Here is a 26673-nt window from a genome sequence, read left to right as displayed (position 1 = left end):
GGACACGAAGACCTCCGGTGCGGTGCAGTCCTAGACAGCTCCACCACACCGGAGGTCTTCGCCGTGATCAAGACCCAGCAGGTGTCAACAACGCTCGTGATCAATACACCTAGGCCAAGAAGCTGCACGCAACGGCCAGGCCGCCCCGTGTCGGCCGGCGCGTCGAGCGCCCGCGCGGCTGAACGGATCGCTCCGGCGACCCCCAGGGGGTCAACCGCCGCACACGGCGGCGGGCTCGCGCACCATGAACACGTCGACCGGATCCTCGGTGTCGACGGTGAACCCGTGCCGCTCGTACAGCCGCCGGGCCGCACTGCCCCGCAGCACGTTCAGCCTGACCGGGACGCCGTCCCGGTCGCACCGCTCCAGCAGCTCCCGAAGTACGGCCGTGCCGATGCCGCCGCCCTGCAGACGCGGGTCCAGGTAGAAGTGCTCCAGCCAGTGGGCGTCCCCGGCAGGCCGCAGGGCGACGCAGCCGGCGAGAGCGCCGCCCACGTCGATGACCCAGGTGTGCTCCGGCGCGAAGGCGTCCCGCAGGCGCTGCCGCACGCGGTGCTCGTCGTACCGCCCGAGCCGCTCCAGGTCGGCCCGCATCGCCACGGCGCGCAGCTCCGCCACCGCCTCGACGTCCGTGGCCGCAGCCGGCCGTATGTTCCAGTCCGCCATGATCGAAAGGCTATCGCGTCACGCGCGGGGGGCCCTACGCTGCGGTGATGGTGGATCACGTGCCCGAGGAACTGCTGAGCGTGGCCGCGGCCCTGCTGCCGGGACGCGACCTGCGCGGCGCGACCCTCGCGGTCGGTGGCTCGCACCATGTGGTGCTGCTTCCGGGCGTCGCGGTCGTGCGCGTCGCCAGGAACCCCACCGCGGTCGCGGCGCTGTCCCGGCGTGTGGAGCTGCTGCGCCGCCTGGGCGCCCTGGACCTGCCCTTCGCCGTGCCGCGCCCGCTGTCCGACGTGGTCCGGGTGGCGGGGCACACCGCTGTCGCGCTGTCCTGGCTGGGAGGAACGCCCGCACCCCGGGGCGGGGGTGGGGAGCCGGAACACCTCGCGGGGCTGCTGCGGGCGCTGAAGGGCGTGGACTGCGGCGGCCTCCAGGGCCTGCTGGGCGCCGCGCACGAATACGCGGGCGGTGACCGGTGGGCCGAGATGATGGAGCGCGACGTCGTCCCCCGGCTGCCGCGCACGTGGCGGTCCGAGGCGCGCCGCCGTGTGGGCGCCGCCCTGGACCTTCCCCCGGTCGAACCGTCCCTGGTCCACGGCGACCTGGCCGGCGGCAACCTGCACTGGAGCGAGGACGGCCGCGTGGTCGGCGTCCTGGACTGGGACCTCGCCCAGCCGTTCGACCCGGCCGTCGACGCCGCCTGCCTGGCCTGGCACGGCTGGGACAAGGTGGCGGCGGCCGTCGACCGGCCGACCCTGCACCGCGCGTGGACGTGGTACCTCACCTTCGGCCTGGAGCAGGTGGCCTTCGCCCTCCTCAACGGGGCACCGGAGGACGTCGTCGAGCGGCACAGCTCGGTCACGGCCGCCTGGCTGGAGCGCACGGCACGGATGACGCGACCCGACGGATGACGCAGTGCAGCGCCTGACGCCGTCTCAGGGGACGATGGCGTCCACGCAGCCCCCGTCGACGCGCACGGCGCCGCCGGTGGTGGCCGAGGCGAGGTCGGAGCTGAGGTACACCACCATGTTGGCGATCTCCGCCGGCTCGATGAGGCGTTGCAGCAGCGACTGCGGGCGGTGCTCGCGCATGAAGGTGCGCTGCGCCTCCTCCCAGGGCAACTCGCTGCCGACGAGCCCCCGGACGAACTCCTCCACGCCCGAGGTGCGGGTCGGGCCGACCAGGACCGAGTTCACCGTGACGCCCGAACCCGCGGCCTTCTTCGCGAAGCCGCGCCCGAGGGCGAGCATCGCCGTCTTCGTCATGCCGTACTGGATCATCTCGACGGGGATCGCCACGCCGGACTCGCTGGAGATGTACTGGATGCGGCCCCAGTCCCGCTCCAGCATCCGCGGCATGTACATCCGGGTCAGGCGGACGGCGGACAGGACGTTGACGTCGAAGTACCGGCGCCACTCGGCGTCGTCGATCTCGAGTGCGTCCCTGGCGCCGTAGACGCCGAGGTTGTTGATGAGGATGTCGACGTCCGGCACGGCCTCGCGGGCCCGTTCGGCGCCCTCGTCGGTGGCCACGTCGGCTCCGACGGCGACGAACTCGCCGTCCGGCACCGCGTCACGCAGTTGCTTGAGGGCCTGGTCCACCCGGTCCGGGTCGCGGCCGTTGACGCCCACGCGGGCTCCCGCCCGTGCGAGCCCGGCCGCGATGGCCGCTCCGATGCCCTGCGTCGATGCCGTCACCAAGGCGGTCCGTCCGGTGAGGTCGATGCGCATGTCCGCTCCCTGGGGCGACCCGGTCGACGATCACGGCGGCACGACCGTGCTCCTCCCAGTCTCCGCCAGGCGGCATCCCGCCGCTCGGCGAGCGACTGCCGTCGTCACCGGGCCCTGACGGCACGCCGCTCGGCGAGGAAACGGTGGACGGCCCAGGCCGCGCCGGCCGCCGCGGCCGTCCAGACCAGGGCCTCGGCGACGGCGATCGCCGGGGTCACCGTCACATGCGGCCGGGGCGGCAGGACGACCATCTGGACCGCGGCGCCGACCGGCACCGTCAACGCGGCCAGGAGGCCGGTCAGGCCGGGCCGCCGGATGGCCGCGCCCGTCATGCCGAGGAACGGTCCGAAGAACACCGCGACCACCGCCCAGACGAGGACGTCGCTGCCCGCGTTCACGAGGAGGTGGTCCATCGCGGAGTACGTCGCCGTGGCGGCGACCAGCGCCAACGGTCCGGCCGGCATGCCGCGGGCGGGGGTCCCGGCGAGCAGGCCCGCGGCCACCGCGAGGGCGGCCCAGGACCAGCCCGCGTCCAGCAGCAGGCTCAGCATTTTGGCCGCGCCGCCCCAGAGGGTGCCGGTGATCGGGGCCCCGAGTCCGGAGTACGGCGACGACAGCGCGTTGACGAGCGAGGTGACCGTCCCGAAGACGGCTCCCACCGCCGCACCCCCCATGATCTTCATGGCGGGAGGCTACCGAAAGCGCCCTGCGCGCACGGCAGTTCGGCGATCGTCGCTGCGTGGCTCAGTCGCCCCGCCGCTCAGCCGGCGGCGGCCTTCCGGAGGGCGGCGAAGACCGCGCGGGCCTCGGTGCCGTCCGGCTGCTGCCAGCGGGCGTCGACGTGACCGAGCGCGCCGTCCGCGGTGCCGTCGACGGCGCCGGGGCGCAGTGCGCGCGTCACGCGGAGGACCAGGCGCCCGGCCGGGCCCGCGTCGACGGTGACGTCGGTCGTGGCCTCCGGGCCGTCGGTCACGGATCCGGCGCCGGACACGGCGGCGTCCACCGGTCCGGCGTAGTGGCGGGCGACGGTCGGGTCGGGCGTATCGCTGAGGCTCTGGGCCTGCGCCTCGGCCTCACCTCGTACCAGGGCGGTCAACTGGGCCACCACGACCGGGTCGTGCGCGCCGTCGTAGACCCAGCGCTTGCCCAGCACCCCGTGCTCCGTGGTGCCGATGAGCGCGTCCTCGGCGCCGGCCAGCGGCGCGCCGCGGTAGCCCATGGGCACGTGGTAGGCGGCGCCGTCCTGGTCGGTGACCACCATGAACTCCACCCCGACCTCGCCCAGGGGGTCGTCCAGGCGGAAACCGCCTGCCTTCACGAGTTCCGGCGCCCGTCCCGTGCCCGCGTACCAGGGCTGCCGAGGGAGCCACTGCGTGAGCAGTTCCAGCTTGGTCGGCGTCAGCGTCGTGCGGTGGATGAGCGACATAGCCGGTGCAGCCTTCCCCTGAGTCCGTTACTGCGGGGGACATCGTCCCATCCGGGTCCGACACGCGGTCGTCCGGTCGGGTGACGATCGTCCCCCGTGCGGCCATACATCGGTATGGTGACGGTATGGCGAAGCAGAAGGTCACCATCACCCTCGACGAGGACACCGTAGCCGCGGTCGACAAGCTGGCCGGCGGCCCCGGCGGCAACCGGTCCGCCTTCATCGAGGCGGCCGTCACCGAACGGCTCCAGCGCACCGAACGCGCCCTGCGCGCCGTCGACTGGCTCGCCGCACGGGCCCGCCAGGACCACCCCGGCGAGTGGGAGGCCGCCCTCGAGGCCGTCGCCTCCGCCGACGCGCGGCGCGGCTTCGAGACCGCTCCGCCCGCAGACCCGGGTCAGGCGGCGTGAGCGGCGGGTACATCCTCGACCACACCGCCGTCCGGGCCCTCGCCCTGGGGCGGCCGTACATGGTCGCCCGGGTCATCCGCTCGGCGCAGACCGCCGTGCCGCTGTACGTCCCGGCGGTGCCTTTCGCGCAGGGCCTGACCGAGTCGGTCCTCGGTGAGGTGTACGAACGCCTCCAGGACGCCCTGGCGGCGCCGTGCTTCGTCTTCCGGGCGCTCGGCGAGGCCACCTGCTGGTCCGTCGCGCAGATCGCCCACGAGCGCGCGACGGACATCGCCACCGCCCACGCCGCGCACCTGGCGCTGTCCACCGGTCTTCCGGTGCTCACCCAGCAGCCCGACGCCTACAAGCGCGTGGACGTCCGGATCGACACCGAGCAGATCGTCTGACCCGCCCCGTCGCACGCTCCTGGACCCCGTGACCAGGGTGTTCCGGGCCGCTCGTACCGTCCCGCGCGAATCTCCACGTCTCGACCGCCGCATCGTGGGTAAGTGTGGGGTGAAACGTCCGAAATGAGTGGGGATGGTTTAGATGGCCTCTACGCGACCGAGTATCGAGCAGCACCCCGACCTGCTGGCGCTGCGCGCGGAGTACGAACGGACGACCGCCACCAACCGGGGCCAGGCGATCGAGGCCATGGGCCTGGTGACCGGCACCTACCTGGCGGCGTCCCCCTGGATCGTGGGCTTCAACGGCCTGTCGACGATAGCCGTCGGCAACCTGATAGCCGGCATCGCGTACGCCATGCTCATGGGCGGCGTGGGCAGGGCGTTCGAGCGCACGCACTCCATGGCGTGGGCCGCCGCCATCATCGGCCTGTGGACGATCATCTCGCCGTGGTGCATCGCGGGGAACGTCAGCACGACGCGCACGATCGTCAACAACGTGGTGGTCGGCGTCATCGCTCTGGCGCTCGCGCTGGCGGCGTCCTCGATGCGACCGGGCACGGGCCGGGGGAAGTCCTCGGACATGAGGGGCCCCGCCGGAGGCTCACGCATCTGACCGGCTCCCGCCGAATCCGCCCCGCCGGGCGAGCCCTCTGCACGGCTCGCCCGGCGGTACGTGTGCGGACACGGCCGGTGCCCCGGTCCGGGCGCCCCGGCCTCAGCCGTCGGCGGAACCGAAGGTGACGGGCAGCCGCGAGGGGCCGCGCAGCACCCGCGGCCGCCAGAGCAGCTCCTCGGGCGGAACGGCCAGAGTGAGGCCGGGCAGACGGCGCAGGGCGGTGCCGATGGCGATCCTGCCCTCCAGCCGGGCCAGCGGCGCCCCCAGGCAGTAGTGGATGCCGTGCCCGAAGGCGAGGTGGGCGTTGTCCTCCCGGGTGATGTCCAGGCGGTCCGGGTCGCCGAACCGCGCCGGGTCGCGGTCGGCGATGGCGGAGGCGACCACCACCGTCGCGCCGCGCGGGATCGCCACCCCCGCGATGGTCAGGTCCTCGCGGGCGAAGCGCGCGATGCCGGGGTTGACCGGCCCGTCGTACCGCAGGAACTCCTCGATCGCGCCGGGCAGCAACTCCGGGTCCTCGCGCAGCATGCGCAGCTGGTCCGGGTGGGTGAGCAGCGCCGCGATGCCGTTGCCGATGAGGTTGACGGTGGTGATGTACCCGGCGACCAGGAGCAGGAAGGACATCGAGATCAGTTCGTGCCGGTCCAGCCGCTGCTCGTCGTCGTGGGTGGCGATCAGCGCGCTGAGCAGGTCGTCCCCCGGGTGCGCCCGCTTGGCGTCCAGCAGGGCGGTGAGGTACCCGTGCATCTGCTTCCAGGCCGCCTCGATCTTGGCCGGGTCCGGCGGCTGGGGGCCCTGGAGGACCATGTCGTCGGTCCACCGCTGGAAGTCGTAGCGGTCGGAGACGGGCACGCCGAGCAGTTCGCTGATGACCGTGACCGGCAGCGGCAGCGCGAAGTCCTCGACCAGGTCGGCGCGCCCGGCCGGGACGATCGCGTCGAGGAGCTCGTCGGTGACGGCCTGGACACGCGGCTCCAGCTCGGCCACGCGGCGGGCGGTGAACGCCTTGGAGACCAGCCGGCGCAGCCGGGTGTGGTCGGGCGGGTCGGCGCGCAGCATCGTGCGGATCATCGACTCGCGCTCGGTGGTGGGCAGTCGCGCCATGAGCCGCGGGTCCGCGGCGTCGCGGACGTCGCTGCTCAGCCGTGGATCGGTCAGGGCCGCCAGGCCGTCCTCGTACCGGGTGACCAGCCAGGCCTCCAGCTCGCCCTGGATGACCGCGCGGCGCACCGGGCCCTCCTGGCGTAGCTCCTGGTAGAGGGGGAAGGGATCGGCGACGAAGGCCGGATCGGTGAAGGGCAGGGTGACCGGCTGCTGGCTCATCAGGCCTCCGGGAGTGCGTGGCACCTCATGACGGCATCAATGTGCACCGTTCAAGGATAATATGTCCCGTTATATCGGGGCGGGACGAGGATGACGGCGGAGGGCGGGCTGCGATGGAACGGACCACCTGCTGCGTGGTGGGCGGCGGCCCGGCGGGCATGGTGCTCGCCCTGCTGCTGGCCAGGGCGGGGGTGGAGGTCACCGTCCTGGAGAAGCACGGCGACTTCCTGCGCGACTTCCGCGGCGACACCGTGCACCCCTCGACCCTCGCGCTGCTGGACGAACTCGGCCTCGCCGAGCGCTTCGCCGCCCTGCCGCAACGCCGTGTCACCACCGTCCAGTTGCCGATCGGCCCCGGGCGGTCCTTGGTCACCGTCTCGGACGTCGGCACACTGCGGGGCCCGTACAACTACGTGGCGATGGTGCCCCAGTGGGACCTGCTCGCCCTCCTGGCGGACGAGGCCCGCCGCGAGCCGACGTTCACCCTGCGCATGGGCACCGAGGCGACCTCCTTCCTGGAGGAGCGCGGCCGGATCACCGGCGTGCGCTACCGCACCGCGGACGGCGGCGGCGGCGAACTGCGGGCCACCCTGACCGTGGCCTGCGACGGCCGCGGGTCACTGGCACGGTCGCGGCCGGAACTCGGCCTGCGGGAATTCGGCTGTCCGATGGACGCGTGGTGGTTCCGGGTGCCCCGGCACCCGGGCGACCCGCAGGGGCTGGTGGCCGGAGTCGGCGACCGCTTCCTCACCGCGATGATCGACCGGGGGGAGTACTGGCAGTGCGCCGCGCTGATCCCCAAGGGCAGCGACGCCGACCGCCGGGCCGCGGGCCTGGACCGGTTCCTCGCCGCGTACTCGGCCGCGGTGCCGTGGCTGGGCGACCGCGTGCGCGCGGTGCGCTCCTGGGACGAGGTGAAGCTCCTCGACGTGCGCTGCGACCGGCTGGAGCGCTGGCACCGCCCGGGGCTGCTGTGCATCGGCGACGCCGCCCACGCGATGTCGCCCGTGTTCGGGATCGGCATCAACCTCGCCGTCGAGGACGCCGTCGCCACCGCGCGCCACCTCGTCGAGCCGCTGCGCCGCGGCAGCGTCGGGTTGCGGGACGTACGCGCCGTACAGCTCCGCCGGTGGCCGACCACGGCCGCCACGCAGGCCCTGCAGCGCCTGGCCCACCGCCGCTTCGTCGCCCCGGTGCTGGCCGGACGCTCCCCGCTCGGCGACGCCGACCGCGCGGGGCGGCTCGCCGGCCTGCTCAACTCCACACCCTGGCTCAAGCGGGTGCCGGCGTACTTCATCGGCTACGGCGCCCTGCGCGAGCGTCCGCCGGCGGCGTCGGTGCGCTAGCTGCGGTAGGTGGCGGCGTCCGGGCCGGCTCCGGCAGGCCGGCCCGGCGCCATGCATGACCGCTCCGGGTGTCCGGGCTCGGGCGGTGGCTCAGGCGGTGGCCCTGGCGGCGTTGCGGGCGATCGCGTCGACGACCGCCGGCCACACCTGCTCGGGCAGGTCGTGGCCCATGCCCGGGATCAGCAGCAGCTCGCTGCCGGGGACCGCGGCCGCTGTCGCCCGGCCGCCGCTGTGGTCGATCAGGGGGTCCTGCTCGCCGTGCACGACCACCGTCGGTACCGCCACCGACCGCAGGCCCGGCGTGCGGTCCGGAGAGGCGAGGATCGCCGCGTACTGGCGCACGTAGCCCTCCGGGCGGTACGCGCGGTCGTAGGCGGCGGTCACGCGCTCGCGCAGCTCCTGCGGAGCCGGCGGGTAGGCGGGGGAGCCGATCACGGCCGACCTGCGGACCCCCTCGTCGATGACGGCCTCGCGCGTCAGGGGGACGCCGTTCGAGCCGGGCATCGCCGCGATGGCCTCCGCCGAGGCGCGGCCGACCGACCGGTCGCCTGTGGTGGACATGATCGAGCACAGCGACAGCACCCGCTCGGGGTGGTCGATCGTCAGCTGCTGGGCGATCATGCCGCCCATCGAGGCGCCGACGACGTGCGCGGCCGGGATGTCCAGCGCGTCCAGCAGCCCCACGGCGTCGTCCGCCATGTCGGCCAGCAGATAGGGGACGCTGGAGGGGTCGCCCGACAGCACGGCGCCGATGTCCGGGACGGGGTGCTCGTCGAGACCGGTCGACAGGCCCGCGTCGCGGTTGTCGTAGCGCACGACGAAGAAACCGCGGTCCGCGAGCGCGGAGCAGAACTCCGCCCGCCACAGGGTCATTTGCGCACCGAGGCCCATGACGAGCAGCAGCGCCGGATCGCCGGTGCTGCCGAAGGTGTCGTACTCGAGCTCTATACCGTTGGACTTCGCGCGCGGCATGCGGGGCTCCTTGGGGGCTCGCGGGGGATCGGCTCATACCGTCCAGTCGGTACGATAGCTGTGCCGCCCGCGCTCGGCACCCCCACCGGCGCGGCGTCCGCGCCCCCGCGAGAGTCGTCCGCGTGGTGAAGTGAGGGGCCGTTACATTACGCTTATGTAATGTAACGCCCGCAATCGATGGCATGGGGCCGTGTCCGGGCACAGAGAGGACCGCGGATGAGCGGCGACGACCGTACCGGAAGCGCCAAGGACGACAAGGGGGCCGACCGCGGCGCCGGCTCGCGGGCCGGTGGCCGGCCGCGGGACCCGGCGATCGAGGAGGCGATCATCCGGGCGACGCGCAAGCGGCTGGTCGCCGACGGATACGCGCAGATGACCATCGGGGACATCGTCGCCGACGCCGGGGTCACGCGGCCCACGCTGTACCGGCGTTGGGCGAACAAGTACGACCTGGTCGTCGACGCCCTCCAGTACGGACTGCGCGCCCAGCGCGAGGCGTACCCGGACGTCGACATGGACGCGCTGACCGCGGTCGAGGCGTTCCGTGAGGCCGTGCGCCGCCTCGATCCGCGGTACCACAACAAGGGCGCGATGGCCCTGCACGGCAACTTCATGGCGGAGGTCGAACGCGCGCCGGGCCTGCTGGAGCAGCTGCGCGAGCACGGGGTCGGGCCGCGGTGCGAGGAGTTGGCGCAGACCCTGCGGCGGCTCCGCGAGCGCGGCGAGGTCCGTGAGGACGTCGACCTCGACACCGTCGTGACCCTCTGCTTCGGCAGCTACTTCGCGGACTACCTGCGCACCGGCGGATCCGGTGCGGACATCCCGGACCGCCTCGTCGACACCGTCTGGCCCGCCATCGCGGTGCGCCCCGACGGCTCCGGCTGATCCGGCCGGGCGCGGCGCGGGCCGGGGCGGTCCAGGGCGCGGGCCGGCGACATCCGTTCGCGTTACAGTAAATAGCTGTAACGTAACTGCCGCTCGCGCCCTGGGAGTTGACCGGTGGACGTCTACGAAGCTCTCTACACGACCCGGATCATGCGCCGCATGAAGCCGGATGCCATCCCGATGGAGAGCCAGTGCCGGATCCTGGACGCCGCGATCCGGGCGCCCAACGGCGGCAACACGCAACGCTGGCACTTCCTCGCCGTCGACGACCCCGGGCTCAAGGCGCGGCTCGCCGAGCTCTACGCGTCCTGCCGGCAACGGGAGTACGCCGACATCGAGGCCGGCCGGCTCGGTACGGCACCGCACGAGGACCCCGCACGGCGGGCGCAGTCCCTGGGGCGCATCAAGAGCTCCGGGGACCACTTCGTCGAGCACTTCGCCGAGATCCCCCTGCTGGTCTTCGTCTTCGCGGTGGACGACCACGGCGGCGCGAACATCTACCCGGCCATCTGGAGTTCGCTGCTGGCCGCGCGAGCCGAGGGCATCGGCGGCGTGCTGACCACGGTCCTGCGCTACGAGGCCGACACCGTCTGCGACCTGCTGGGCGTGCCCACCGCGGACGGCCGGCGGATGATCGCGATGCCGGCGTTCGGGTATCCGCTGGGCCGCTGGCGGGTCGCCGCCAACCGGCGTCCGGTCCACGAGGTCTCGTCGCGCAACCGGTGGGGCGCGTCGTTCGGGGCCCGGGTGCCCGAGCCCCTGTGGCCGCCGGACGCTGACGGTGCCCGCATCGAGCTGGACGGCCCGGCTTCCTGAGCGGGGCGGCGCAGCCATGCGTCAGCCCGCGGGCGGGCACTGCACGGCCACCAGCGCCACGTCGTCGTTGAGCCGCCCGTCCGTGTGGCGGAGCAGGTCCGCCAGGACTTCCTGGAGCAGGGATTCCGGGTCGCACGCGGCCGTGTCCCGGGGGATCCCGAGGTCGGCCACGGAGTAGAAGGCGCCCGAGCGGTCCCGGGCCTCGGCGAGGCCGTCGGTGTAGAGCAGGAGCAGGTCGCCCGGGGCGAGCCGGAAGCGGTCCACGTGGTAAGCGGCGGGGTCGAGGCCGGCCAGGCCGAGCGGCGGCGCGGGCGCCGGGCCCGCGAGGGCGGCGATGCGGCCGTCGCGCAGCAGCAGCGGAAACGGGTGCCCGCAGCTCACCGTGCGCACGAGGCCCCCGCCGGCCGGGAACTCCACCAGCAGTGCGGTGATGAACCGCTCCGGCGCGTCGGCGTCGGCCTCGGACGCCTCGGCCACATGCCGGCGCACGCTGCCCTCCAGCGCCGCGGCCAGGCAGGGCAGGGTGGGGTGCTGGTGCACCGCCTCGCGGAAGGCGCCGAGCAGCGCCGCCGTGTCGTCGAGCGCCTGCAGGCCCTTGCCCTTGACGTCACCGATGAGGAGCCGGGTGCCGTACGGCGTCCGAGCCGCGGCGTACAGGTCGCCTCCGACCTCGGCCATCGTCTCGGCCGCCCGGTACGCCGAGGCGACCCGCAGGCCCTCGATCCGTCGGGGAAGGGGCCGCAGGACGACCTGCTGCGCCGCCTCGGAGATCGCCCGCAGTTGCCTCGCCTCCCGGCGGTTGCGGTCGCGGGTGTTGCAGAACGCGATGAGGAAGACGGAGACCACCAGCAGGGCCGCGACGTGCGTCGGCAGGACGGGGGAGCGGAGCAGCCCGTCGTGGACGTCGCAGGTCACCGCGGCCACCAGTGACAGCGCGGCCACCGCGGTGGTGGCGCGCGCCGTCGAGATCGCCGCCATCAGGGCGGGCGCGGCGATGAGCAGGGACGCCAGGTGCACGTCGGAGGGCGCGAGGAAACCGATCGTCGTGATGATCAGTACGAGTGCGACGGGGGTGCCGACCTCGGACAGCCGCCAGGCCCGCCATGCCCGCCAGGACCTGGACCGCTTCCGCCCGCGGAGCGCCGTACGGCCATGGGTGTGATGGCTCCCCGCACGCTTGATGGGTTCGTGCACGGGCCTCGCCTCCTCGACCGGCCCGCCGCCCCACGACGGGGGATACGGGCACAGCGGAAAATTCATTACAGATAGGGACTGTAACGCTGATCGCTGTCCGGGGGATTCCGTCCGAATGTTTCATTACAGCCATTGACGATAACGAAACCGGCTGCCACGCTGGCACCGACGGGGTGCGACGGCCACCCCGGGCGCCGAGGAGGACGGACGATGGATCACCGACGCGAGCTCATCGAGCGCAGCATCCCGTTCCTGGACGCGGTCAGGAACCGCACCGCGGGCGAGGAACTCGAGGGCTGGCTGAACGACACCCACGGTCCGCACAGCGAGCTGTACGGGCACCTCTCGCGCCTGATCAAGCTCGGCGTCGAGGAGGGCTGGGCCGCGAACGCCGAGGTCGACGGCCCGGACTACCGGCGCAGCCTCATCGCACCGCCCTCGGCGGAGACGCAGTACTTCAGCATCACCGCGGTGTACATGAACAGCCGGGCCCGCTACCGGGGCCAGTACCACGCCCACCCCTACGGCGAGATCAACCTCGTGGCGCCCGTCGACCGTGACGCGCAGCTCGCCGGCCCCAGCGGCTGGCAGGGGCCGGGCTGGACCGCCCCCGCCCCCGGCAGCCACCACTACCCCGAGGTCCGCGGCGGCGCCCTCATCGCGCTCTTCTACCTGCCCGCCGGGCGTATCTCGTACGACATCACCGCGCCGCGCGGCCACTAAGGTGCGGGTGTGGATCCGGGAGAACTGCGACGACGTCAGGCCACCGCCGGGCACGTACGGCGGCAGGCCGCGCCCGATGGTCCGGTGACGGTCCCGGCGCGTCCGGTCGGCGCGGCCGAACTGCCCGGCGCGGCCGCGGTGGCGGGCGGCCACGCGCTGCTGCGGCATCCCGGCGGCGTGCACCACGCGCTGCTGCACCAGGACGACGCCATCGTGCTGGTCGATTTGGAGGCCGCGTTCGCCGGCCGGCCCGCCGTGCTCGCCTCCTTCGCGGACCCCTGGCCCGGGTGGCGGAACAGCGCGTGCGCGGCGCGTGCCGGCGGCGGCCTCGTCGTGCTCTCCGGGCAACGATCGGTGCTGGCCGTGGACTCCGGCGGCCTCACCCGATGGGAGTACCGGCACGGTTGCTGGGGCGACGGGCCCCATCGGCACGACGGCCCCGAGCCGTGCCCGGGTCACTTCAGTGGATCCGTGCAGGTCGGCGCGGACGGCCGGCTCGTCTGGGCGCACGTCCTGCCGGACATCGACCACGGAGACCCGGAGGCCGACTCGTACGAGCAGTGGGTCGTCCTGGACGCCGCCGACGGCACCGTCCTCGGCCACGCACGGGTCGAGGGCGGCTCGCAGGGCTCGCACCAGCTCCCGCCCCCCGACGGCTCCCGGATGATCCTCGCGACAGGCCAGGGCCAGGACGGCTCCCCGGCCTACGCCGGCCACTGGGACGGCTCGGCGCTCACCGTCGGGGAGGTCGGTGACGGCTTCCGCATCCCCGTCGCCGTGCACCCCGGCGGCCGGGCGTTCCTGAGCACACCGCACGGCCACGAACCGCTCCAGCTGCACCGCTTCCCGGACGGCCGTGTCCTCATGGACCGGGACGCCGCGGACCTCGCGGGCGGCGACGGGAACACCGGCGACGACGGTCCCGAACCGGCCTGGGACTTCGTCGCCGGCTTCGTCGACGGACACACCGTGATCGCCGGTGCCTACGACGCCCGCCACCACCGGGAAGCATCCCGGCACTGGCTGCTGGACGCGCTGACCCTGCGCCCGCTCGGCGCGGTCGCCTACCCGGACCAGGATCCGGACCAGGGCGATCACCCCGTCGCGCTCGGCGACGGCACCTGGCTCACCCTGGCCGCGGGCGGCACCACCCTCAACCGCTGGGCCCTGCACCGCCCGTGACCAGCGGGGCCGGTCCGACCCCGCCGGGTCCGCGCAGGTCGGCGGCCCTACCATGTGCGTCATGCACACAAGTGGGCGAGCGGTGAGCGCCCGGCCGTACGCACCCTGGCGGTGAACCCATGCAGCAGAACGTCCCGGACCCGGCCGAGGCGGCCACGTCGTTCACGGAACTGCTGACCCTGGAACGGCTGGAGGAGAACCTCTACCGCGGCTTCTGCCACGCCGGGATGCCGCTCCGGGCCTTCGGCGGCCAGGTCGCGGCGCAGTCGCTGATCGCGGCGGGCTCGACCCTGGCCGCCCCCGACCTGCTGGTCCACTCCCTGCACGGCTACTTCATCCGCGCGGGCCGTACCGACCGGCCCATCGTCTACGAGGTCGACCGGACCCGGGACGGACGCTCCTTCGCCACCCGGCGGGTGGTCGCGATCCAGGACGGCGAAGCCATCTTCAGCCTCTCCGCCTCCTTCCACCGCCCGGAGGACAGCGACGAGCACCAGGCGGACGCGCCCGAGGCGCCCGGGCCCGAGGGACTGCCCGAGCTGTGGGAGCTCGGGCGTGCGCGCCGGGGAGCGTCCGTCTTCGAGGCCGTCCTGGAGTCCCGCTGCGTGGGCGACCCCGACAAGGGACTGCCCAGCATCGGGCAGGGACCGCGTCAGCAGTTGTGGGTCCGCACCCGCGACGCCCTGCCCGGAGGGCCGTTGCTGCACGCCTGCGCCCTGACCTACTTCTCCGACATCCGGCTGCTCGCGACGGCCGGCCTGCCCTACGCCGACCACCCCGGCGTGCGGCAGGCCGCATCGCTCGACCACGCCGTGTGGTTCCACCGGCCGTTCCGCGCCGACGAGTGGCTGCTGTTCGCCATGGAGAGCCCGACGTACGCGTCGTCCCGGGGCCTGGCCCGGGGTCAGTTCTTCACCCGGGACGGCCGCCTGGTCGCCTCCGTCGTGCAGGAGGGGCTGTACCGGCGGCGCCCGCCCCGCTGAACGGCCGCCCTCCGAGGAAGGAACGACACGATGCAGCAACTGCCCGACCGCCCGACCGCCGAGGCCTGGGAGGCCCTCGGCGGCGCCCCCGAGCGGGCGGAACACGTGGCGTACCGGGAGGTGGCCGGAGTGCTGCCCGCCCGGCTGCCGGTACGCCGGATGGCCCGGGCCACGGTCGGGGTCTGCTCCCTCGCCGCGGCCGAACTGCTCGCGCTGCGCTCCGGCGGGCCGCCGCCTGCGGTGCTGGTCGACGAGGGGGCGGTGGCCACCGCGTTCGTGAGCGAGCGGCACCTGCGGATCGACGGCCGGGCGGCCACGTCCTTCGCTGCGCTGTCCGGCTTCTGGCGCACCGCGGACGGCTGGGTGCGCACCCATGCCAACTACCCGCACCACCGCGCCCGGTTGACCGCCGCCCTCGGTCTTCCCGACGGTGGCGACGGCGGCGACGAGGACGCCCTGGCCCGACGGCTGGCGGAGGAGCTGGCCGGGCGCAAGGCCGCGGAGGTCGAGGAGACCGTCTACGCGGCGGGCGGACTGGCCGTCGCCGTACGGGACTCGGGCCCGGGGACGCCGACACAGCCGCTCGTGGAGACCGAGCGCACCGACGACGCTGCGGTGCGCCCCCTGCCTCCGGCGGGGCTGCCCGCGGCGGGTGTCCGCGTGCTCGACCTGACGCGGGTCATCGCCGGACCGGTCGCGACGCGCACGCTGGCACTGCTGGGCGCGGACGTGCTGCGGGTGGACAGCCCCCGTCTGCCGGAGGACGAGTCGGCCCACGCCGACACCGGCTTCGGGAAGCGGTCGGCGCGGCTCGACCTCTCCGGTCCCGACCGGACGGTCCTCGAAGGCCTCCTCGCCTCCGCCGACGTGGTCGTGACCGGCTACCGCCCCGGCGCACTGGACCGCTTCGGCCTCTCGCCGGAGGCGCTGCGCGAGCGGCGGCCGGGGCTGGTCGTCGCCCAGCTCCGCGCCTGGGAGCGGTCCGGTCGCTGGGCGGGGCGGCGCGGCTTCGACAGCCTGGTGCAGGCGCGCTGCGGCATCGCCTCGATCGAGGCCGGACCGGACGGCCGCCCGGGCGTCCTCCCCGCGCAGGCCCTGGACCACGGCACCGGCTACCTGCTGGCCGCGGCGGTCCTGCGCGCTCTGGCCGACGCCCGCCGCCACGGCGGCGGAAGGCTGCTGCGGCTGTCGCTGACGGCCACGGCCTCCTGGCTGACGCACGGCATCGGCCCGGGCGACGCGCAGACCGGAACCGGAACCGGTGGGGACCACGACCCCACGCGCCGGCTCGCCGTCGCCGACTCCGCCTACGGACGCCTGGTCCACGCCCTCCCGCCCCTGGGCTACCACGGCGCCCCGGCCGACTGGACCCGCCCCCCGGGGCGCTGGGGCACGGATCTGCCGGTCTGGCGGTGAACCACACGGGCCCCGGGTGAACCCTTCGCCCGGGAGCGGGCGGTGGCCCCCCGGGCGCGCGGAGCATCCGCACCGCCACTACGATGCCCCGCCTCGAGATGATCAAGGGGAGGGGCGGCATGGAGACAGGCCGGGGAAGACCGTGCCCGCAGTGCGGGCAGCGGCTGACGGAGGACGAGCGGTTCGTCGTCTGGTGCGCGGCGTGCGACTGGAACGTGCGGGGCGGAAACGAGGACGACGAGGAGCACGACGGCCCCGTCGACGCGTTGCGACGGCGCCTGTCGCGGGCGTACGGCGAGGAACTGTTCGCCAGGATGACGTCGGAACGGCCGCCGAGGCCCGGCCGCGGCGCGGCGTACGTCGGCGCCTACGCGATCGCCGGCCTCGTGCACCTGCTGACGCTGGCCGTGGCAGGCGCAGGTGTGTGGCTCCTGGTGACGGGCTGGCGGGCGATCATCCCCGCCGTGCTGGGCGTCCTGTTGCTGGGCCTGGCATGGCTGATGCGTCCGCGGCTGGGGCGGATGCCGCGGCGCGGGGACCGGCTGCACCGGGCGGACGCGCCCGCGCTCTACGCGCTGCTGGACGAGGTGGCCGACGCCCTCGGAGCACCACAGGCGGACGTCGTCGTGGTGGACGCCCAGGTCAACGCCTCCGTCCAGGCGGTCGGCCTGCGCCGTCGCAAGGTGCTGACGATCGGACTCGGGCTGTGGGAGGTGCTGACCCCGCAGCAGCGGGTCGGTCTGCTCGGCCACGAGTTCGGTCACTTCGTCAACGGCGACACCGGCCAGACGCTCGTCATAGGCTCCGCTCACCGCACGCTCGTCGAGTGGTACGTACTGCTGCGTCCGCAGCAGGACACCAGCGGCCTGGGAATGATCGAGACCGCCGCACGACTGCTCATGTTCGTACCCGCTTCCGCCGTGCTGCTGCTCCTGCACGTCCTGGCACACCTGACCCTGCGCGCCAGTCAGCAGGCCGAGTACCTCGCGGACGATCTCGAAGCGCGGATCGGCTCGACGGAGGCGGCCATCGGGGAGCTCGACGTCCTGCTGCTCGCCGACGCCATCTCCTTCTGGCTCGACCAGCAGTACGTCACCGCCGGAACCGTGCACCGCGCCACACGCGGCGCCGACAGGGAACCCGACGAGGCGGTCTGGGAACGGCTCAAGGAGTACGTGGCGTCGATTCCCGCGCACGAGCTGGAGCGGCGGCGCCGGTTGTCCGCCCTGACCGCCCACGTCGAGGACCAGACGCACCCGCCGACCCACCTGCGCCGCGCCGCCGTCGAGCGCCGGGAGCACCATCCGGCCGCCATCGTGCTGGACGTCGCGCGGAACAAGGAGGTCGACGCCGCGCTGGACCCGGCCCGCCGCCGGCTCGGCCGGGAGGTCCTGCGCGGCTGAGCGACCCCGGGTTCAGGCCCGGCCGCCCCGCTCCAGGGGGATCCTCTCGCCCGCCTCGACGGCGAACGGCAGCCGGTTGCCGGCGGGCGGGAGGGGGCAAGTGGCGAGGTCGGTGTACGCGCAGGGCAGGTTGGCCGCCCGGTTGAAGTCCAGGCTCACCCTGCCCCCGGCGTCCGGCGGGTCGATCTGCAGGGAGCGGTTCGCCGCGTAGGTGGTCACCCCGGACGTCGCGTCCGTGAACAGCGCCATCAGCGCGCCCGGCCGCGAGCCGTTGAAGACGGTGAGCCGGTACGTCGTGCCGGCCACGTCGAACTCCACGTGGCCGGGGGAGTCGTAGACGTGCTCCAGGCCCTCGACCGTCGCGCCCACGGTCACCGGGCGCGGGACGTCGTAGGGCACGAACCGGCCCTCGCGGACCCAGCGGGGATCGGGCGCGTAGGCGGGCGTCCCGGTGAAGCCGGTGCGCAGCGGGTTGTCGGGGTGGCGTGGGCGCAGGATGTCGTGCCCGCCGCGCTTGGCGACCTCGACGACGGCGTCGCCGAAGCCGGCGTGGACACCGTCGCGCTCGCCGATGACGCCGAAGTCGTACCGGCCTCGTACCGGCGTGCCGTCGACGGTCAACTCCTCGTCGTCGCCCAGCTCGACCACCACATGGCCGTCGGCGACCGACCAGGTGCCGGGGGCGTCCTCGAAGCGTTCCGGTCGCGGTCCCAGCCAGCGCAGGCTGGTGATCGCCAGGAAGCCGTGCGGACCGGCGAGCACCTCCTCCTTGGCGCGGTGCCAGCGCTCCCACTGCTCGGTGAAGCCGGTGCGTTCGACGTCCTGAGCGGTCATGTCCGCTGCTCCCTCGCGTGGCGGTGTACTTCTCCGCCCCGTACAACCGCCGCGGCCCGCGAGGTCATCCCGGCTGCCCCCCGACGCAGCGGCCCGCCCGGTCGGCGTGCGAGGACGACCGGGCGGGCTCCGCTTCCCAGGCTGCCCTGTGGCTGATCGCCGCGCAGGCCGGAAGCCGCCGCGATTGCGCCGGACGGGGTGGGGGCCGCCGCGTGGCGCGAGCGCGGCGTCAGGACGGGCAGGGGCCAACCTCCGCGCCGCGTGGGGAAGGTGCGCGCGGGGGACGTGCGCCCCTCGCGCAAGGACGTCGGATCAGGGGGCGACGAGCTGCCGTACCGACTCCACGACGACCCGCCTGCGCTCCGGTGCCGGGACCAGGGAGCGGACGTCCTCCCCTTGGCGCTGCCACATGTTGGCGACGACGAGGACGAGGGCGAGGAGTTCGCCCGCGCCCATGCGGTCGGTGACGGTGCCGCGCCGCTGCGCGTCCTCGACCGCGGCGACCTTGTCGGCCATGGAAGCAGCCACGACGGGCCGGACCTCGCGGTCGTCGCCGCGTTCGAGGGCGTACCAGGCCACGAAGCGCATGACCTCGGGGTGGTCGAGGCCCGCGTCGTGGAGGCGGCCGGCGTAGCCGGGCAGGTCGTCGGCGTCGATCGGGATGCCGGCCACGGCCTGTTCGACGACGGCGTCGTAGACGGCCTCGAACAGGCCCTCCTTCCCGTCGAAGAAGGAGTAGGTCAGGCCGGGGCTCACCCCGGCGCGTCCGGCGATCCGGTCGACCCGCGCCCCGGCGACGCCGTACTCGGCGAACTCGGTAAGCGCCGCCTCCAGCAGCAGCCGCCGCTTCAGCTCCGGATCACGTGTGCGCATGCACGCATCCTCGGCTATTGAACGTTCATTTGACAACTCGGTCAGGGCGGGAACAGCGGCATCGGCCTGGAGACCGCACGCGTGCTCGCAACCCACGGCGCCCGCGTGATCCTCGCCGGACGCCGCCAGGACACGCTCGACGCCGCGGCGGCCGCCCTCGCCGCCGAGCAGCCCGGAGCCGACGTCGGCACGGTCGTCGTCGACCTCGGCAGCCTCGCCTCGATCCGGCGGGCGGGCGAGCGGCTTGCCGCGGGGCCCGGGGCGGTCGACCTGCTGATCAACAACGCGGGCGTCATGAACGTGCCCGAGCGCCGCACCACCACCGACGGCTTCGAGCTGACCTTCGGCACCAACCACCTCGGCCACTTCGCCCTGACCGCCGGGCTCATGCCGGCCCTGCTCCGGTCGCCGGCGGCCCGCGTCGTGACCGTCAGCGCCGTCGCCGCGCGATGGCGCAGCGGCCGGCTCGACGACCTCAACAGCGAGCGCCGGTACGGAGCGATGGGCGCCTACGCCAAGTCCAAGCGCGCCAACGTCGTGTTCACCCGGGAACTGGCGCGCCGCCTGGCGGGCACCTGCGTCGAGGCGGTCGTCGTCCATCCCGGTTCCGCGATGACGAACCTGCAGCGGCACAGCAGCGGCCCGCTCGCCCGGATGGTCGTCGCCGTCGCCTCGCGGGCGCTGATGGGGTCGTCCGAAGGCGCGGCCTGGCCGTCGCTGTACGCCGCCACCAGCCCCGACGTCCGCAGCGGGCAGTTCATCGGCCCCGCCGGGCGCGACCAGACCTCCGGAACCCCCGTTCCGGTCCGGCTGCCGCGCGGCGCGGACGACCCGGCCGAGGGCGAGCGGTTGTGGACGGAGAGCGAGCGGCTCACGGGCGTACGGTTCCCCGCCTGAGCGCCGCCGCGTCGCGCCGTCGGCCCACCGCCGCGTCGCCCGCCGGGGTCCGTCAGCCCGGCGGGTCCTCGCCGACGAGCCCGTCGACGGACTCCCGGATGAGGTCGGCGTGCCCGACGTGCCGCGCGTACTCCTCGATGAGGTCGACGAGGATGCGCCCCAGGCTCGGTGACCGCCCGTCAGCGGTGGTCCAGCGGCCCAACTGCCCGAGGTCGCCCACCGCCAGGGCCTCGCGGACCACGCGGCGGGAGCGGACGACCGCGCCCTGCCAGAGCGCCATGAGCTGTTCGGGACCGTCCTGCGCCGCGGAGTGCCAGTCCCACTCGGGGTCGGCGCGCCAGTCCACCGTGTCCCACGGCGCACCCGGCTCCCGCCCGAGGAACTTCCGGGAGAACGTGGCGTCCTCGCAGTGCGCCAGGTGCTTCAGCAGGCCGCCCAGCGTCACTGACGAAGCACCGACCGTCGCCCGCAGGCCCGCCGCGTCCAGGCCGCCGCACTTCCACGCGAAGGTCGCGCGCTGCCGCTCCAGCGAGCCCAGCAGCGTGGCCGCCTCGCCCCCGGCGAGCGGCGGCTCCGGCCCCCCGGCCGGGCTCCGGCCGATCTCCCACGTGTCGTCGTCGGTCACGGCAACCGAACCTACCGGGCGCGGGTGCCGCCCGAGAACCCGTTCCCCGGGTGAACTACCGTGGCCGGCCATGGACACCGACGACTGGCTCGCGGACACCCGGACGTCTTACGACACCGTCGCCGAGGACTACGCCGACCAGGTCCGCGGCCTCCTGGACGAAACACCCTACGAACGCGCGGTCCTGGCGCTCTTCGCCGGCCTGGTCGGGAGCAGTGGCGGAGGGCCGGTCGCGGACGTCGGATGCGGACCCGGGAGGATCACGGCCCACCTCAACGGACTGGGCGTGGACGCCTTCGGGATCGACCTGTCGCCCGCGATGATCCAGGTGGCCCGGCGCGAGCACCCCGGCGTGCGGTTCGACGTCGGTTCCATGACGGACCTCGACCTCCCCGACCGCTCGGTGGCGGGCCTGGTCGCCTGGTACTCCCTGATCCACGTCCCCGACGACGCGGTCGGCGCCGTCCTCACGCACTTCCGGCGGGCCCTGCGGCCGGGCGGCCCGCTCCTGCTCGCCTTCCACGCAGGCGAAGGGACGCGACTGAAGACGCAGGGCTACGGCGGCCACCCGATGAAGGTCCGCGTCCACCTGCGCCGTCCCGACCGGATGGCCGCGTGGCTCGGCGACGCCGGGTTCACCGTGGAGGCGCAGATGACGCTCACCTCGGCCGAGAGCAGGCTCGGGGCGATCCTCTTCGCACGCCGCGACGGGTGAGTTCAGTGCTCGCGGGTTCCGCACTCGGCGTCGTAGAGGACGCACCCCGGCGACAGCACGCCGGACGGCGCGTGCGCCAGTCGTACGTAGGCCGCGCCGGAGGCATCCGCCGTCAGCGCCTCGATACGCACGGCCGGAAACGTCCTCTCCGGCGCCGTCGTGTGCACTTCTGCTTCGGCAGGTGAGTCGAAGGGCTTGCCTTCGAGGACCGCCAAGGCGGTCGTGGTGCCGTCGGGTTGTGGCTCGGTCTCCTCGACGGCCAGCCGCCAGTGGAGTGCGGCCTGCGCCAGTAGGTGCTTCCCGTGGATGCCGTGCGCGAGGAGGGCGCCGGCACGGCTGCGGATCTGCCGCGCGATGGCGCAGCAGAGCGGGACGTCGGTGCCGTAGCGCGTGTCCACGCGGTTGTGGCCGGCGAGCGGGGAGAAGCACAGTGCGTCGAACACGAGGGAGAGTGCCACGTCTTTGATGCGCGGGCGTCGGCCGTGCTCGACGAGGTCCAGCAGGATCGCCGTGGCGGGGTAGGCCGCGGGGAACACCATGGCGGCGTGGCCGCAGGTGAAGCCGCTGCCCCCCAGTGCCGCCGCCGCACTCCCCGTCTCGTTGGCCGTGGTCGACACGGTCAGTCGCCGCAGTGCGTCGGCCACCCGTGCGGGTTCGTCGCCCGGCCACGACGTCGGGTTGGGTATCGCCGACCAGTCCACGGCGTCGATGGCGTCCAGGATCACGCCCGCATTGTGCCGGACGGGGTGGGGTCAGAGGGACAGCGCACGCTCCAGCGCGGCCCGGTCGGCCGGTGCGCCGTGTGCGGGGAGCACGGGCTCGACCGGGAGGGCGAGCAGCGGCCGCAGGCGCTGGACGACCTGCTCGCGCGTGACGCCGTCCCGCAGCCGGTCGTTGATCTGCAGCCCGCGGCCGAAGTCGACCAGGGTGTCGCCGGGGATGACGGCCCGCACACGGCCGTCGCACAGGACCGTGTCGTTGTGCTCCCTCCCGGCGAACGCCTCGATCCCCGCCGGGAGTCGGTCGCCCGCGGCGTACAGGTGGCCACGGCCGCCGTCGCCGGTGTGCAGCCAGGCGAGGTCGGGGCTGCCGTCACCGGCCTGTTCGCGCGTGACGCCGAACTTCCGCACGAGGTCGCCGGAGGTGTCGGGCGGGGGAGTGAACACCGGTGCGTCGAGGCGCTCGACCAGGCTTCGTGTGTCGCGCTCGTGCCGGGGAGCGGTGAGCACCACGACCGGGTCCCGGTCGGCGGCGAGCGCGAGCAGCCCGGCCGGCACGGACAGCGGGTCGAGGAGGAGCAGCCGGGTGCCGTCGTCGACGGCGTACGACGACACCTCCCGCGGCCACCGCTCGTCCGGCGTCCACTCCGGATGCGGCGTCTGCCGGTGCCAGACGCAGGTCGCGACTTCACGCATGCGCGGACCCCACCGGCGCACCCCGCCTGGGCGCCGGGGTCAGTGGTCCGTGGCCGGGCCCAGGTTCCGGGTGAAGAAGCCGGCGAGCTTCTCGACCGCGGGGTCGACGTACCGCTGCCGGTCGTAGAGGTCGACGTGGCCGGCGCCGTCGATCCAGTGCAACTCCTTGGGGCCGGTGGCGCGCTGGAACGCGTCGACGCTCATCCAGGCGGTGACCGCGCGGGACCCCACGACCATCAGCAGGGGGCGCGGGCCCATGAGCGGGACGGGGGCGAAGGCGTCGAAGGCCGCCATCCTGTCGATGCTCGACCAGGTGAAGAAGTCGGCCGCCCTGGGGTGCCGGGCGCGCGGGGTGCGGTAGTAGTCGAAGCCCTCGGCCCCGTGTTCCCCGCCCAGTGCACGGGCCTGGTCCGCGGTGTCGGGGAACAGGGTCAGGACGGGCGGCTCCTCGCCGCGGGCCTCGGCGGTACGTGCGCCGGCAGCGGCCTCCAGCATGCCCTGGAACACGGCCGCGTCCTGGGTCCCGTCCGCGCCCAGGCGGAACTGGCGGGAGACGTCGACCGCGCTGACGGTGCCGACGGCCTTGATCCGCCGGTCACCGGCCGCGGCGGGAAGGACGTAGCCGCCGGAGGCGCAGATGCCGAGGGCGCCGATGCGTCCGGTGTCGACGTCGTCGCGGGTGGTGAGGTAGGAGACGGCCGCCTTGAGGTCCTCCACCCGCTGGGCGGGGTCCTCCAGGCCGCGGGGTTCGCCGCCGCTCTCGCCCTGGTGGGCCGCGTCGAAGGCGAGCGTGACGAAGCCCTTCTCGGCCAGGCGCCGCGCGTAGAGTCCGGCGGTCTGCTCCTTCACGCCGGTGCCGGGGTGGCCGACGACGATCGCGGGCCGCGGGGCCTGCGCGTCGGGGGCGTCGGGGGAGTGGCCGGGGGTGTAGAGGTGGCCGGCGAGCGGGATGCCGGCGCTGTCGAAGGTGACGGTGGTCTTGGCCACAGGGTGCTCCGTGTTCGCTGTCGTGGCGGGCCGCGCCCGTTCGGCGGGCCCTCTGCCGCCCGGGACCGTGCCGGGCACTTTCGACCCTCCGTCCCGGCCGGGGTGGGCAAAAGAGGCGGGTTCCTGCCGGGGGAGAAACGTGCCCCCTCACAGCAGGGGGAGCGCGCGGGAGAATGGGGCACATGACTGCGGCATCTGGTCCTCGCGAACTCGGAGCCTTCCTCAAAGCCCGCCGGGCGCAGCTGGCACCGGACGAATGCGGTCTGCCGCCGGCGGATACCGGGCGCAAGGTCGCGGGTCTGCGCCGTGAGGAGGTCGCGCAGCTCGCCGCGATCAGCGTCGACTACTACACGCGGCTCGAGCAGGGCCGCGTCCGGGCGTCGGCTTCGGTCCTCGCCCCCCTGGCCCGTGCGCTGCGCCTCGACGACGACCAGCAGAGGTACCTGTACGAGCTCGCCGGCAAGGCCGACGCGCAGCCGCGGCGCCGCCGTCCCGCGCAGGGCGTGAGGCCCGCGATGCGGCGTCTGCTCGACCAGCTCACGGCGACGCCCGCCGTCGTCCTCGGCAAGCGGCTGGACGTCCTGGCCTGGAACGACGCCGCCGCGGCCCTGTACACCGACTTCTCGGCGGTCCCGCCGGGCCGGCGCAATTACGTGCACCTGCTCTTCACGCACCCGACCGTCCGCGGCATGCACCGGCAGTGGGAGCACGATGCCCGCGACGCCGTCGCCGCCCTGCGCATGCAGGCCGCCGCGGAGTCCGACGATCCCGAACTGGCGCGTCTCGTCGGCGAGTTGTCGGTCCAGGACGCCGACTTCCGCACCTGGTGGGCGGAGCACCGCGTCATCACCACCAGCTACGGCACCAAGCACTACCGGCACCGCCTGGTCGGTGACCTCACGCTCGACTGCGACACCTGGAGCAGTCCCGACGGCTCGGGTCAGCGCCTCATGGTGCTGACCGCCGAGCCCGGCAGCCCGTCGTACGACGCCCTGCGCATCCTGGCCTCGTGGACGGCCGGGCAGCCGGGCGCGAACGAGGCCGCGGACCGGGCACACCAGCGGGGCGGGATCGACCCGCCCCGGCCAGGGCGCCTCTGAGCCTGCGTCAGCCGTCCGCACCGGACGCACCGGACGCACCGGACGCACCCGATGCGCCGGACGCACCGGCGACCGACGCCCGGACCTGCCGGGCGAAGCCCGCGACGGTGTAGTCCGCGGGAAGACCGTCGATCAGCACGAGGTCGGAGATCGCGTTGCGGGTGCGCAGCGGCAGGATCTCCTGGTACTCGGGCGAGTTGTACCAGTCCTGGGCCGCGGCCCGGTCGGGGAACTCCAGCAGGACGACCAGGCCGGGCCAGGCGCCCTCCACCACGGTCGGCTCGCCGTTCGCGAGCCACGTGCCGCCGTAGGGCCGCAAGGTGGCGTCGACGCGCTCCAGGTAGGTCAGGCCCTCGTCGTTCGGGACGTCGCCGGGGATGCGCAGGTGGTTGATCAGGTACGTGCTCATGTCGGGCCTTCCGGGTGGGTGCCGTCGCCGGTCGTCGTGACCAGGCGACGTGACGGACCGGCCGGATCGCCGCGCGACGCGCCGCACGGACGCCGGGATGCGTCCTGGCGGGTGAGGTGGCTGGTCCCCTCACCCCCAGGAACAGCGGGGCACTGCCACCCGCGCCGCACGCCGCGCACAGTGGAGGGCGGCCGGAGCCGGCCGGTTCGTCACCCCCCCCCACAGCACTGCGCGAAAGGCGACACATGAGCAATGCCAGGAATCTCCCCGGCGGTGCGCTGCGGCTCGCGGACGACCTCGTCATCAGCCGCATGGGCTACGGCGCCATGCAACTGGCCGGTCCCGGTGTCTTCGGTCCCCCGAAGGACCGCGACCAGGCCCTCGCCGTGCTGCGGGAGGCGGTCGAGCTGGGGATCACCCACATCGACACCAGCGACTTCTACGGTCCCGCGGTGGTCAACGAGCTCATCGAGGAGGCGCTGCACCCCTATCCTGACGCCCTGCGCATCGCCACCAAGGTCGGCGCACGCCGCGACGGCACCGGCGGCTGGATCCCCTCCCTGGAGCCCGACGACCTCAAGGCCCAGGTGCACGAGAACCTCCGGCGCCTGCGGCTCGACACCCTCGACGTGGTCTACCTGCGCCTCGGCTCCGTGGAGGGCACCGGCGACGACCCGATCGCCGAGGAGTTCGGCGCCCTCGCGGAACTGCGCGAGCAGGGCCTGATCCGGCACCTCGGCCTCAGCGGGGTCTCCGACGCCCAGCTGACCGAGGCGCAGTCCATCGCCCCCGTCGTGGCCGTGCAGAACCTCTACAACCTGGTCAAGCGGCAGGACGACGCCCTCGTCGACCGGTGCGCGGCCGAAGGCATCGCCTTCGCCTCCTTCTTCCCGCTCGGCGGCTTCACCCCGTTCCAGTCGGGCGAACTCGCGGGCGTGGCAGCCCGGTTGGGTGCCTCGCCGCAGCAGATCGCGCTCGCCTGGCTGCTCCGCCGGTCGGCGACCACCGTCCTGATCCCGGGTACGTCCTCGCTCGCGCACCTGCGCGAGAACGTCGCCGCGGCCGCCCTGGAACTGCCTGCCGACGCCGTCGCGGAACTCGACGGCATCGCCGGCTGAACGGCACCCCACTCGCGCCACCCCCCCCCCCCCCCCCCCCCCCCCCCCCCCCCCCCCCCCCGCCCCCCCCCCCCCCCCCCCCCCCCCCCCCCCCCCCCCCCCGGGGCACCCCCCGACCACCACGCTCGTCACCCGCCGGAAAAAAGGGCCCGCGCCCCAGGCCCCCCCGCCTCCTGACAAGCCACGGGCACACGCCCACAATCGGCCCCCGGACACCGCCCCCGGG

29 protein-coding genes and 1 pseudogene are annotated in these 26673 nt (G+C 74.1%); 16 read left to right on the top strand and 14 right to left on the bottom strand.

Annotated elements, in window-relative coordinates; genetic code table 11:
- Window positions 1-210: 210 nt before the first annotated feature.
- Window positions 211-666 carry a GNAT family N-acetyltransferase gene (locus PV350_RS27425; protein WP_499509174.1) on the bottom strand — a complete coding sequence of 152 codons (456 nt, stop codon included), beginning with the start codon at window positions 664-666 and terminating at the stop codon, window positions 211-213.
- A 47-nt stretch (window positions 667-713) separates the two neighbouring features.
- Between PV350_RS27425 and PV350_RS27420 the strand changes: the two genes are divergently transcribed.
- Entirely contained in the window at window positions 714-1574 is an 861-nt protein-coding gene (locus tag PV350_RS27420; protein WP_500336642.1) for a phosphotransferase, read from the top strand.
- Window positions 1575-1598: 24 nt separating this feature from the next.
- On the opposite strand, the gene PV350_RS27415 is transcribed toward PV350_RS27420, so the two are convergent.
- From PV350_RS27415 to PV350_RS27405, 3 genes are all read right to left on the bottom strand, one after another.
- Window positions 1599-2393 carry an SDR family NAD(P)-dependent oxidoreductase gene (locus PV350_RS27415; RefSeq protein ID WP_500336640.1) on the bottom strand — a complete coding sequence of 265 codons (795 nt, stop codon included), beginning with the start codon at window positions 2391-2393 and terminating at the stop codon, window positions 1599-1601.
- A gap of 104 nt (window positions 2394-2497) precedes the next feature.
- A complete protein-coding gene (locus tag PV350_RS27410) occupies window positions 2498-3076 on the bottom strand; it encodes a hypothetical protein (protein WP_500336638.1) in 579 nt (192 codons plus the stop codon).
- A gap of 77 nt (window positions 3077-3153) precedes the next feature.
- Entirely contained in the window at window positions 3154-3819 is a 666-nt protein-coding gene (locus PV350_RS27405; protein ID WP_500336636.1) for a maltokinase N-terminal cap-like domain-containing protein, read from the bottom strand.
- Between the two features lie 125 nt (window positions 3820-3944).
- Here PV350_RS27405 and PV350_RS27400 point away from each other — a divergent pair, with 125 nt between their 5' ends.
- The 3 genes from PV350_RS27400 to PV350_RS27390 all read left to right on the top strand — a co-directional run bounded on the left by PV350_RS27400 (window position 3945) and on the right by PV350_RS27390 (window position 5228).
- Entirely contained in the window at window positions 3945-4229 is a 285-nt protein-coding gene (locus PV350_RS27400; RefSeq protein WP_499509169.1) for a ribbon-helix-helix domain-containing protein, read from the top strand.
- Entirely contained in the window at window positions 4226-4615 is a 390-nt protein-coding gene (locus PV350_RS27395; RefSeq protein ID WP_499509168.1) for a hypothetical protein, read from the top strand. The genes PV350_RS27400 and PV350_RS27395 overlap by 4 nt, the downstream gene beginning before the upstream one ends.
- A 142-nt stretch (window positions 4616-4757) precedes the next feature.
- Entirely contained in the window at window positions 4758-5228 is a 471-nt protein-coding gene (locus tag PV350_RS27390; protein ID WP_500336635.1) for an SPW repeat protein, read from the top strand.
- Window positions 5229-5330: 102 nt separating this feature from the next.
- Here the strand turns inward: PV350_RS27390 and PV350_RS27385 are convergent, their stop codons facing one another.
- Window positions 5331-6554, bottom strand: a complete 1224-nt coding sequence (locus tag PV350_RS27385; RefSeq protein ID WP_500336634.1) for a cytochrome P450 family protein — start codon at window positions 6552-6554, stop codon at window positions 5331-5333.
- 113 nt (window positions 6555-6667) lie between these two features.
- Here PV350_RS27385 and PV350_RS27380 point away from each other — a divergent pair, with 113 nt between their 5' ends.
- The gene (locus PV350_RS27380) at window positions 6668-7900 is read left to right on the top strand and encodes an FAD-dependent oxidoreductase (RefSeq protein ID WP_500336632.1); all 1233 of its coding nucleotides are present in this window, start codon (window positions 6668-6670) and stop codon (window positions 7898-7900) included.
- Window positions 7901-7990: 90 nt separating this feature from the next.
- Here PV350_RS27380 and PV350_RS27375 read toward each other — a convergent pair whose 3' ends face one another.
- Window positions 7991-8872, bottom strand: coding sequence for an alpha/beta fold hydrolase (locus PV350_RS27375; RefSeq protein ID WP_499509164.1), 882 nt, complete (start codon window positions 8870-8872; stop codon window positions 7991-7993).
- Between the two features lie 216 nt (window positions 8873-9088).
- Here PV350_RS27375 and PV350_RS27370 point away from each other — a divergent pair, with 216 nt between their 5' ends.
- Window positions 9089-9757 (top strand): TetR/AcrR family transcriptional regulator, encoded by a 669-nt coding sequence (locus PV350_RS27370; protein WP_499509163.1) that lies wholly within the window; start codon window positions 9089-9091, stop codon window positions 9755-9757.
- Between the two features lie 114 nt (window positions 9758-9871).
- A complete protein-coding gene (locus PV350_RS27365; RefSeq protein ID WP_499509162.1) occupies window positions 9872-10573 on the top strand; it encodes a nitroreductase family protein in 702 nt (233 codons plus the stop codon).
- Between the two features lie 21 nt (window positions 10574-10594).
- Here the strand turns inward: PV350_RS27365 and PV350_RS27360 are convergent, their stop codons facing one another.
- Complete coding sequence (locus PV350_RS27360; protein WP_499509161.1) at window positions 10595-11767, bottom strand: PP2C family protein-serine/threonine phosphatase; 1173 nt, start codon at window positions 11765-11767, stop codon at window positions 10595-10597.
- A gap of 210 nt (window positions 11768-11977) precedes the next feature.
- Here PV350_RS27360 and PV350_RS27355 point away from each other — a divergent pair, with 210 nt between their 5' ends.
- The 5 genes from PV350_RS27355 to PV350_RS27335 all read left to right on the top strand — a co-directional run bounded on the left by PV350_RS27355 (window position 11978) and on the right by PV350_RS27335 (window position 17474).
- Window positions 11978-12490, top strand: a complete 513-nt coding sequence (locus PV350_RS27355; protein WP_499509160.1) for a 4-hydroxylaminobenzoate lyase — start codon at window positions 11978-11980, stop codon at window positions 12488-12490.
- Between the two features lie 9 nt (window positions 12491-12499).
- Window positions 12500-13672, top strand: coding sequence for a hypothetical protein (locus PV350_RS27350; RefSeq protein ID WP_499509159.1), 1173 nt, complete (start codon window positions 12500-12502; stop codon window positions 13670-13672).
- A 119-nt stretch (window positions 13673-13791) separates the two neighbouring features.
- Window positions 13792-14655 carry an acyl-CoA thioesterase gene (locus PV350_RS27345; protein ID WP_499509158.1) on the top strand — a complete coding sequence of 288 codons (864 nt, stop codon included), beginning with the start codon at window positions 13792-13794 and terminating at the stop codon, window positions 14653-14655.
- A 30-nt stretch (window positions 14656-14685) separates the two neighbouring features.
- A complete protein-coding gene (locus tag PV350_RS27340) occupies window positions 14686-16071 on the top strand; it encodes a CoA transferase (RefSeq protein ID WP_500336628.1) in 1386 nt (461 codons plus the stop codon).
- Between the two features lie 119 nt (window positions 16072-16190).
- Complete coding sequence (locus PV350_RS27335) at window positions 16191-17474, top strand: M48 family metallopeptidase (protein ID WP_500336627.1); 1284 nt, start codon at window positions 16191-16193, stop codon at window positions 17472-17474.
- A gap of 12 nt (window positions 17475-17486) precedes the next feature.
- On the opposite strand, the gene PV350_RS27330 is transcribed toward PV350_RS27335, so the two are convergent.
- Window positions 17487-18308 carry a DUF1684 domain-containing protein gene (locus PV350_RS27330; RefSeq protein WP_499509155.1) on the bottom strand — a complete coding sequence of 274 codons (822 nt, stop codon included), beginning with the start codon at window positions 18306-18308 and terminating at the stop codon, window positions 17487-17489.
- A gap of 312 nt (window positions 18309-18620) precedes the next feature.
- Window positions 18621-19181, bottom strand: a complete 561-nt coding sequence (locus PV350_RS27325; RefSeq protein ID WP_499509154.1) for a TetR family transcriptional regulator — start codon at window positions 19179-19181, stop codon at window positions 18621-18623.
- Between the two features lie 57 nt (window positions 19182-19238).
- Here PV350_RS27325 and PV350_RS27320 point away from each other — a divergent pair.
- Window positions 19239-20078 (top strand): annotated as a pseudogene (locus PV350_RS27320) (oxidoreductase); the annotation flags it as partial.
- A 52-nt stretch (window positions 20079-20130) separates the two neighbouring features.
- On the opposite strand, the gene PV350_RS27315 reads toward PV350_RS27320, so the two are convergent.
- A complete protein-coding gene (locus PV350_RS27315; protein ID WP_500336625.1) occupies window positions 20131-20703 on the bottom strand; it encodes a mycothiol transferase in 573 nt (190 codons plus the stop codon).
- Between the two features lie 70 nt (window positions 20704-20773).
- Here PV350_RS27315 and PV350_RS27310 point away from each other — a divergent pair, with 70 nt between their 5' ends.
- Window positions 20774-21418 carry a class I SAM-dependent DNA methyltransferase gene (locus PV350_RS27310; protein ID WP_500336623.1) on the top strand — a complete coding sequence of 215 codons (645 nt, stop codon included), beginning with the start codon at window positions 20774-20776 and terminating at the stop codon, window positions 21416-21418.
- 2 nt (window positions 21419-21420) lie between these two features.
- Here PV350_RS27310 and PV350_RS27305 read toward each other — a convergent pair whose 3' ends face one another.
- From PV350_RS27305 to PV350_RS27295, 3 genes are read right to left on the bottom strand one after another with little or no spacing between them, the layout of a single operon-like run.
- Window positions 21421-22143 carry a hypothetical protein gene (locus PV350_RS27305; RefSeq protein WP_500336621.1) on the bottom strand — a complete coding sequence of 241 codons (723 nt, stop codon included), beginning with the start codon at window positions 22141-22143 and terminating at the stop codon, window positions 21421-21423.
- A 27-nt stretch (window positions 22144-22170) separates the two neighbouring features.
- Window positions 22171-22833, bottom strand: coding sequence for an MBL fold metallo-hydrolase (locus PV350_RS27300; protein WP_500336619.1), 663 nt, complete (start codon window positions 22831-22833; stop codon window positions 22171-22173).
- Between the two features lie 39 nt (window positions 22834-22872).
- Window positions 22873-23820 carry an alpha/beta hydrolase gene (locus PV350_RS27295; protein WP_499509148.1) on the bottom strand — a complete coding sequence of 316 codons (948 nt, stop codon included), beginning with the start codon at window positions 23818-23820 and terminating at the stop codon, window positions 22873-22875.
- A 182-nt stretch (window positions 23821-24002) separates the two neighbouring features.
- On the opposite strand from PV350_RS27295, the gene PV350_RS27290 reads away from it, so the two are divergent.
- A complete protein-coding gene (locus PV350_RS27290; protein WP_500336617.1) occupies window positions 24003-24920 on the top strand; it encodes a helix-turn-helix domain-containing protein in 918 nt (305 codons plus the stop codon).
- 7 nt (window positions 24921-24927) lie between these two features.
- Here PV350_RS27290 and PV350_RS27285 read toward each other — a convergent pair whose 3' ends face one another.
- Window positions 24928-25329, bottom strand: coding sequence for a DUF1330 domain-containing protein (locus PV350_RS27285; protein ID WP_500336615.1), 402 nt, complete (start codon window positions 25327-25329; stop codon window positions 24928-24930).
- Window positions 25330-25574: 245 nt separating this feature from the next.
- Here PV350_RS27285 and PV350_RS27280 point away from each other — a divergent pair, with 245 nt between their 5' ends.
- Complete coding sequence (locus PV350_RS27280) at window positions 25575-26447, top strand: oxidoreductase (RefSeq protein WP_500336613.1); 873 nt, start codon at window positions 25575-25577, stop codon at window positions 26445-26447.
- The last annotated feature ends 226 nt before the right edge of the window (window positions 26448-26673 follow it).

The sequence above is a fragment of the Streptomyces sp. PA03-6a genome, from assembly GCF_033792765.1.
Taxonomy (GTDB): domain Bacteria; phylum Actinomycetota; class Actinomycetes; order Streptomycetales; family Streptomycetaceae; genus Actinacidiphila.
This window is presented reverse-complemented; position numbering and strand designations above follow the sequence as displayed.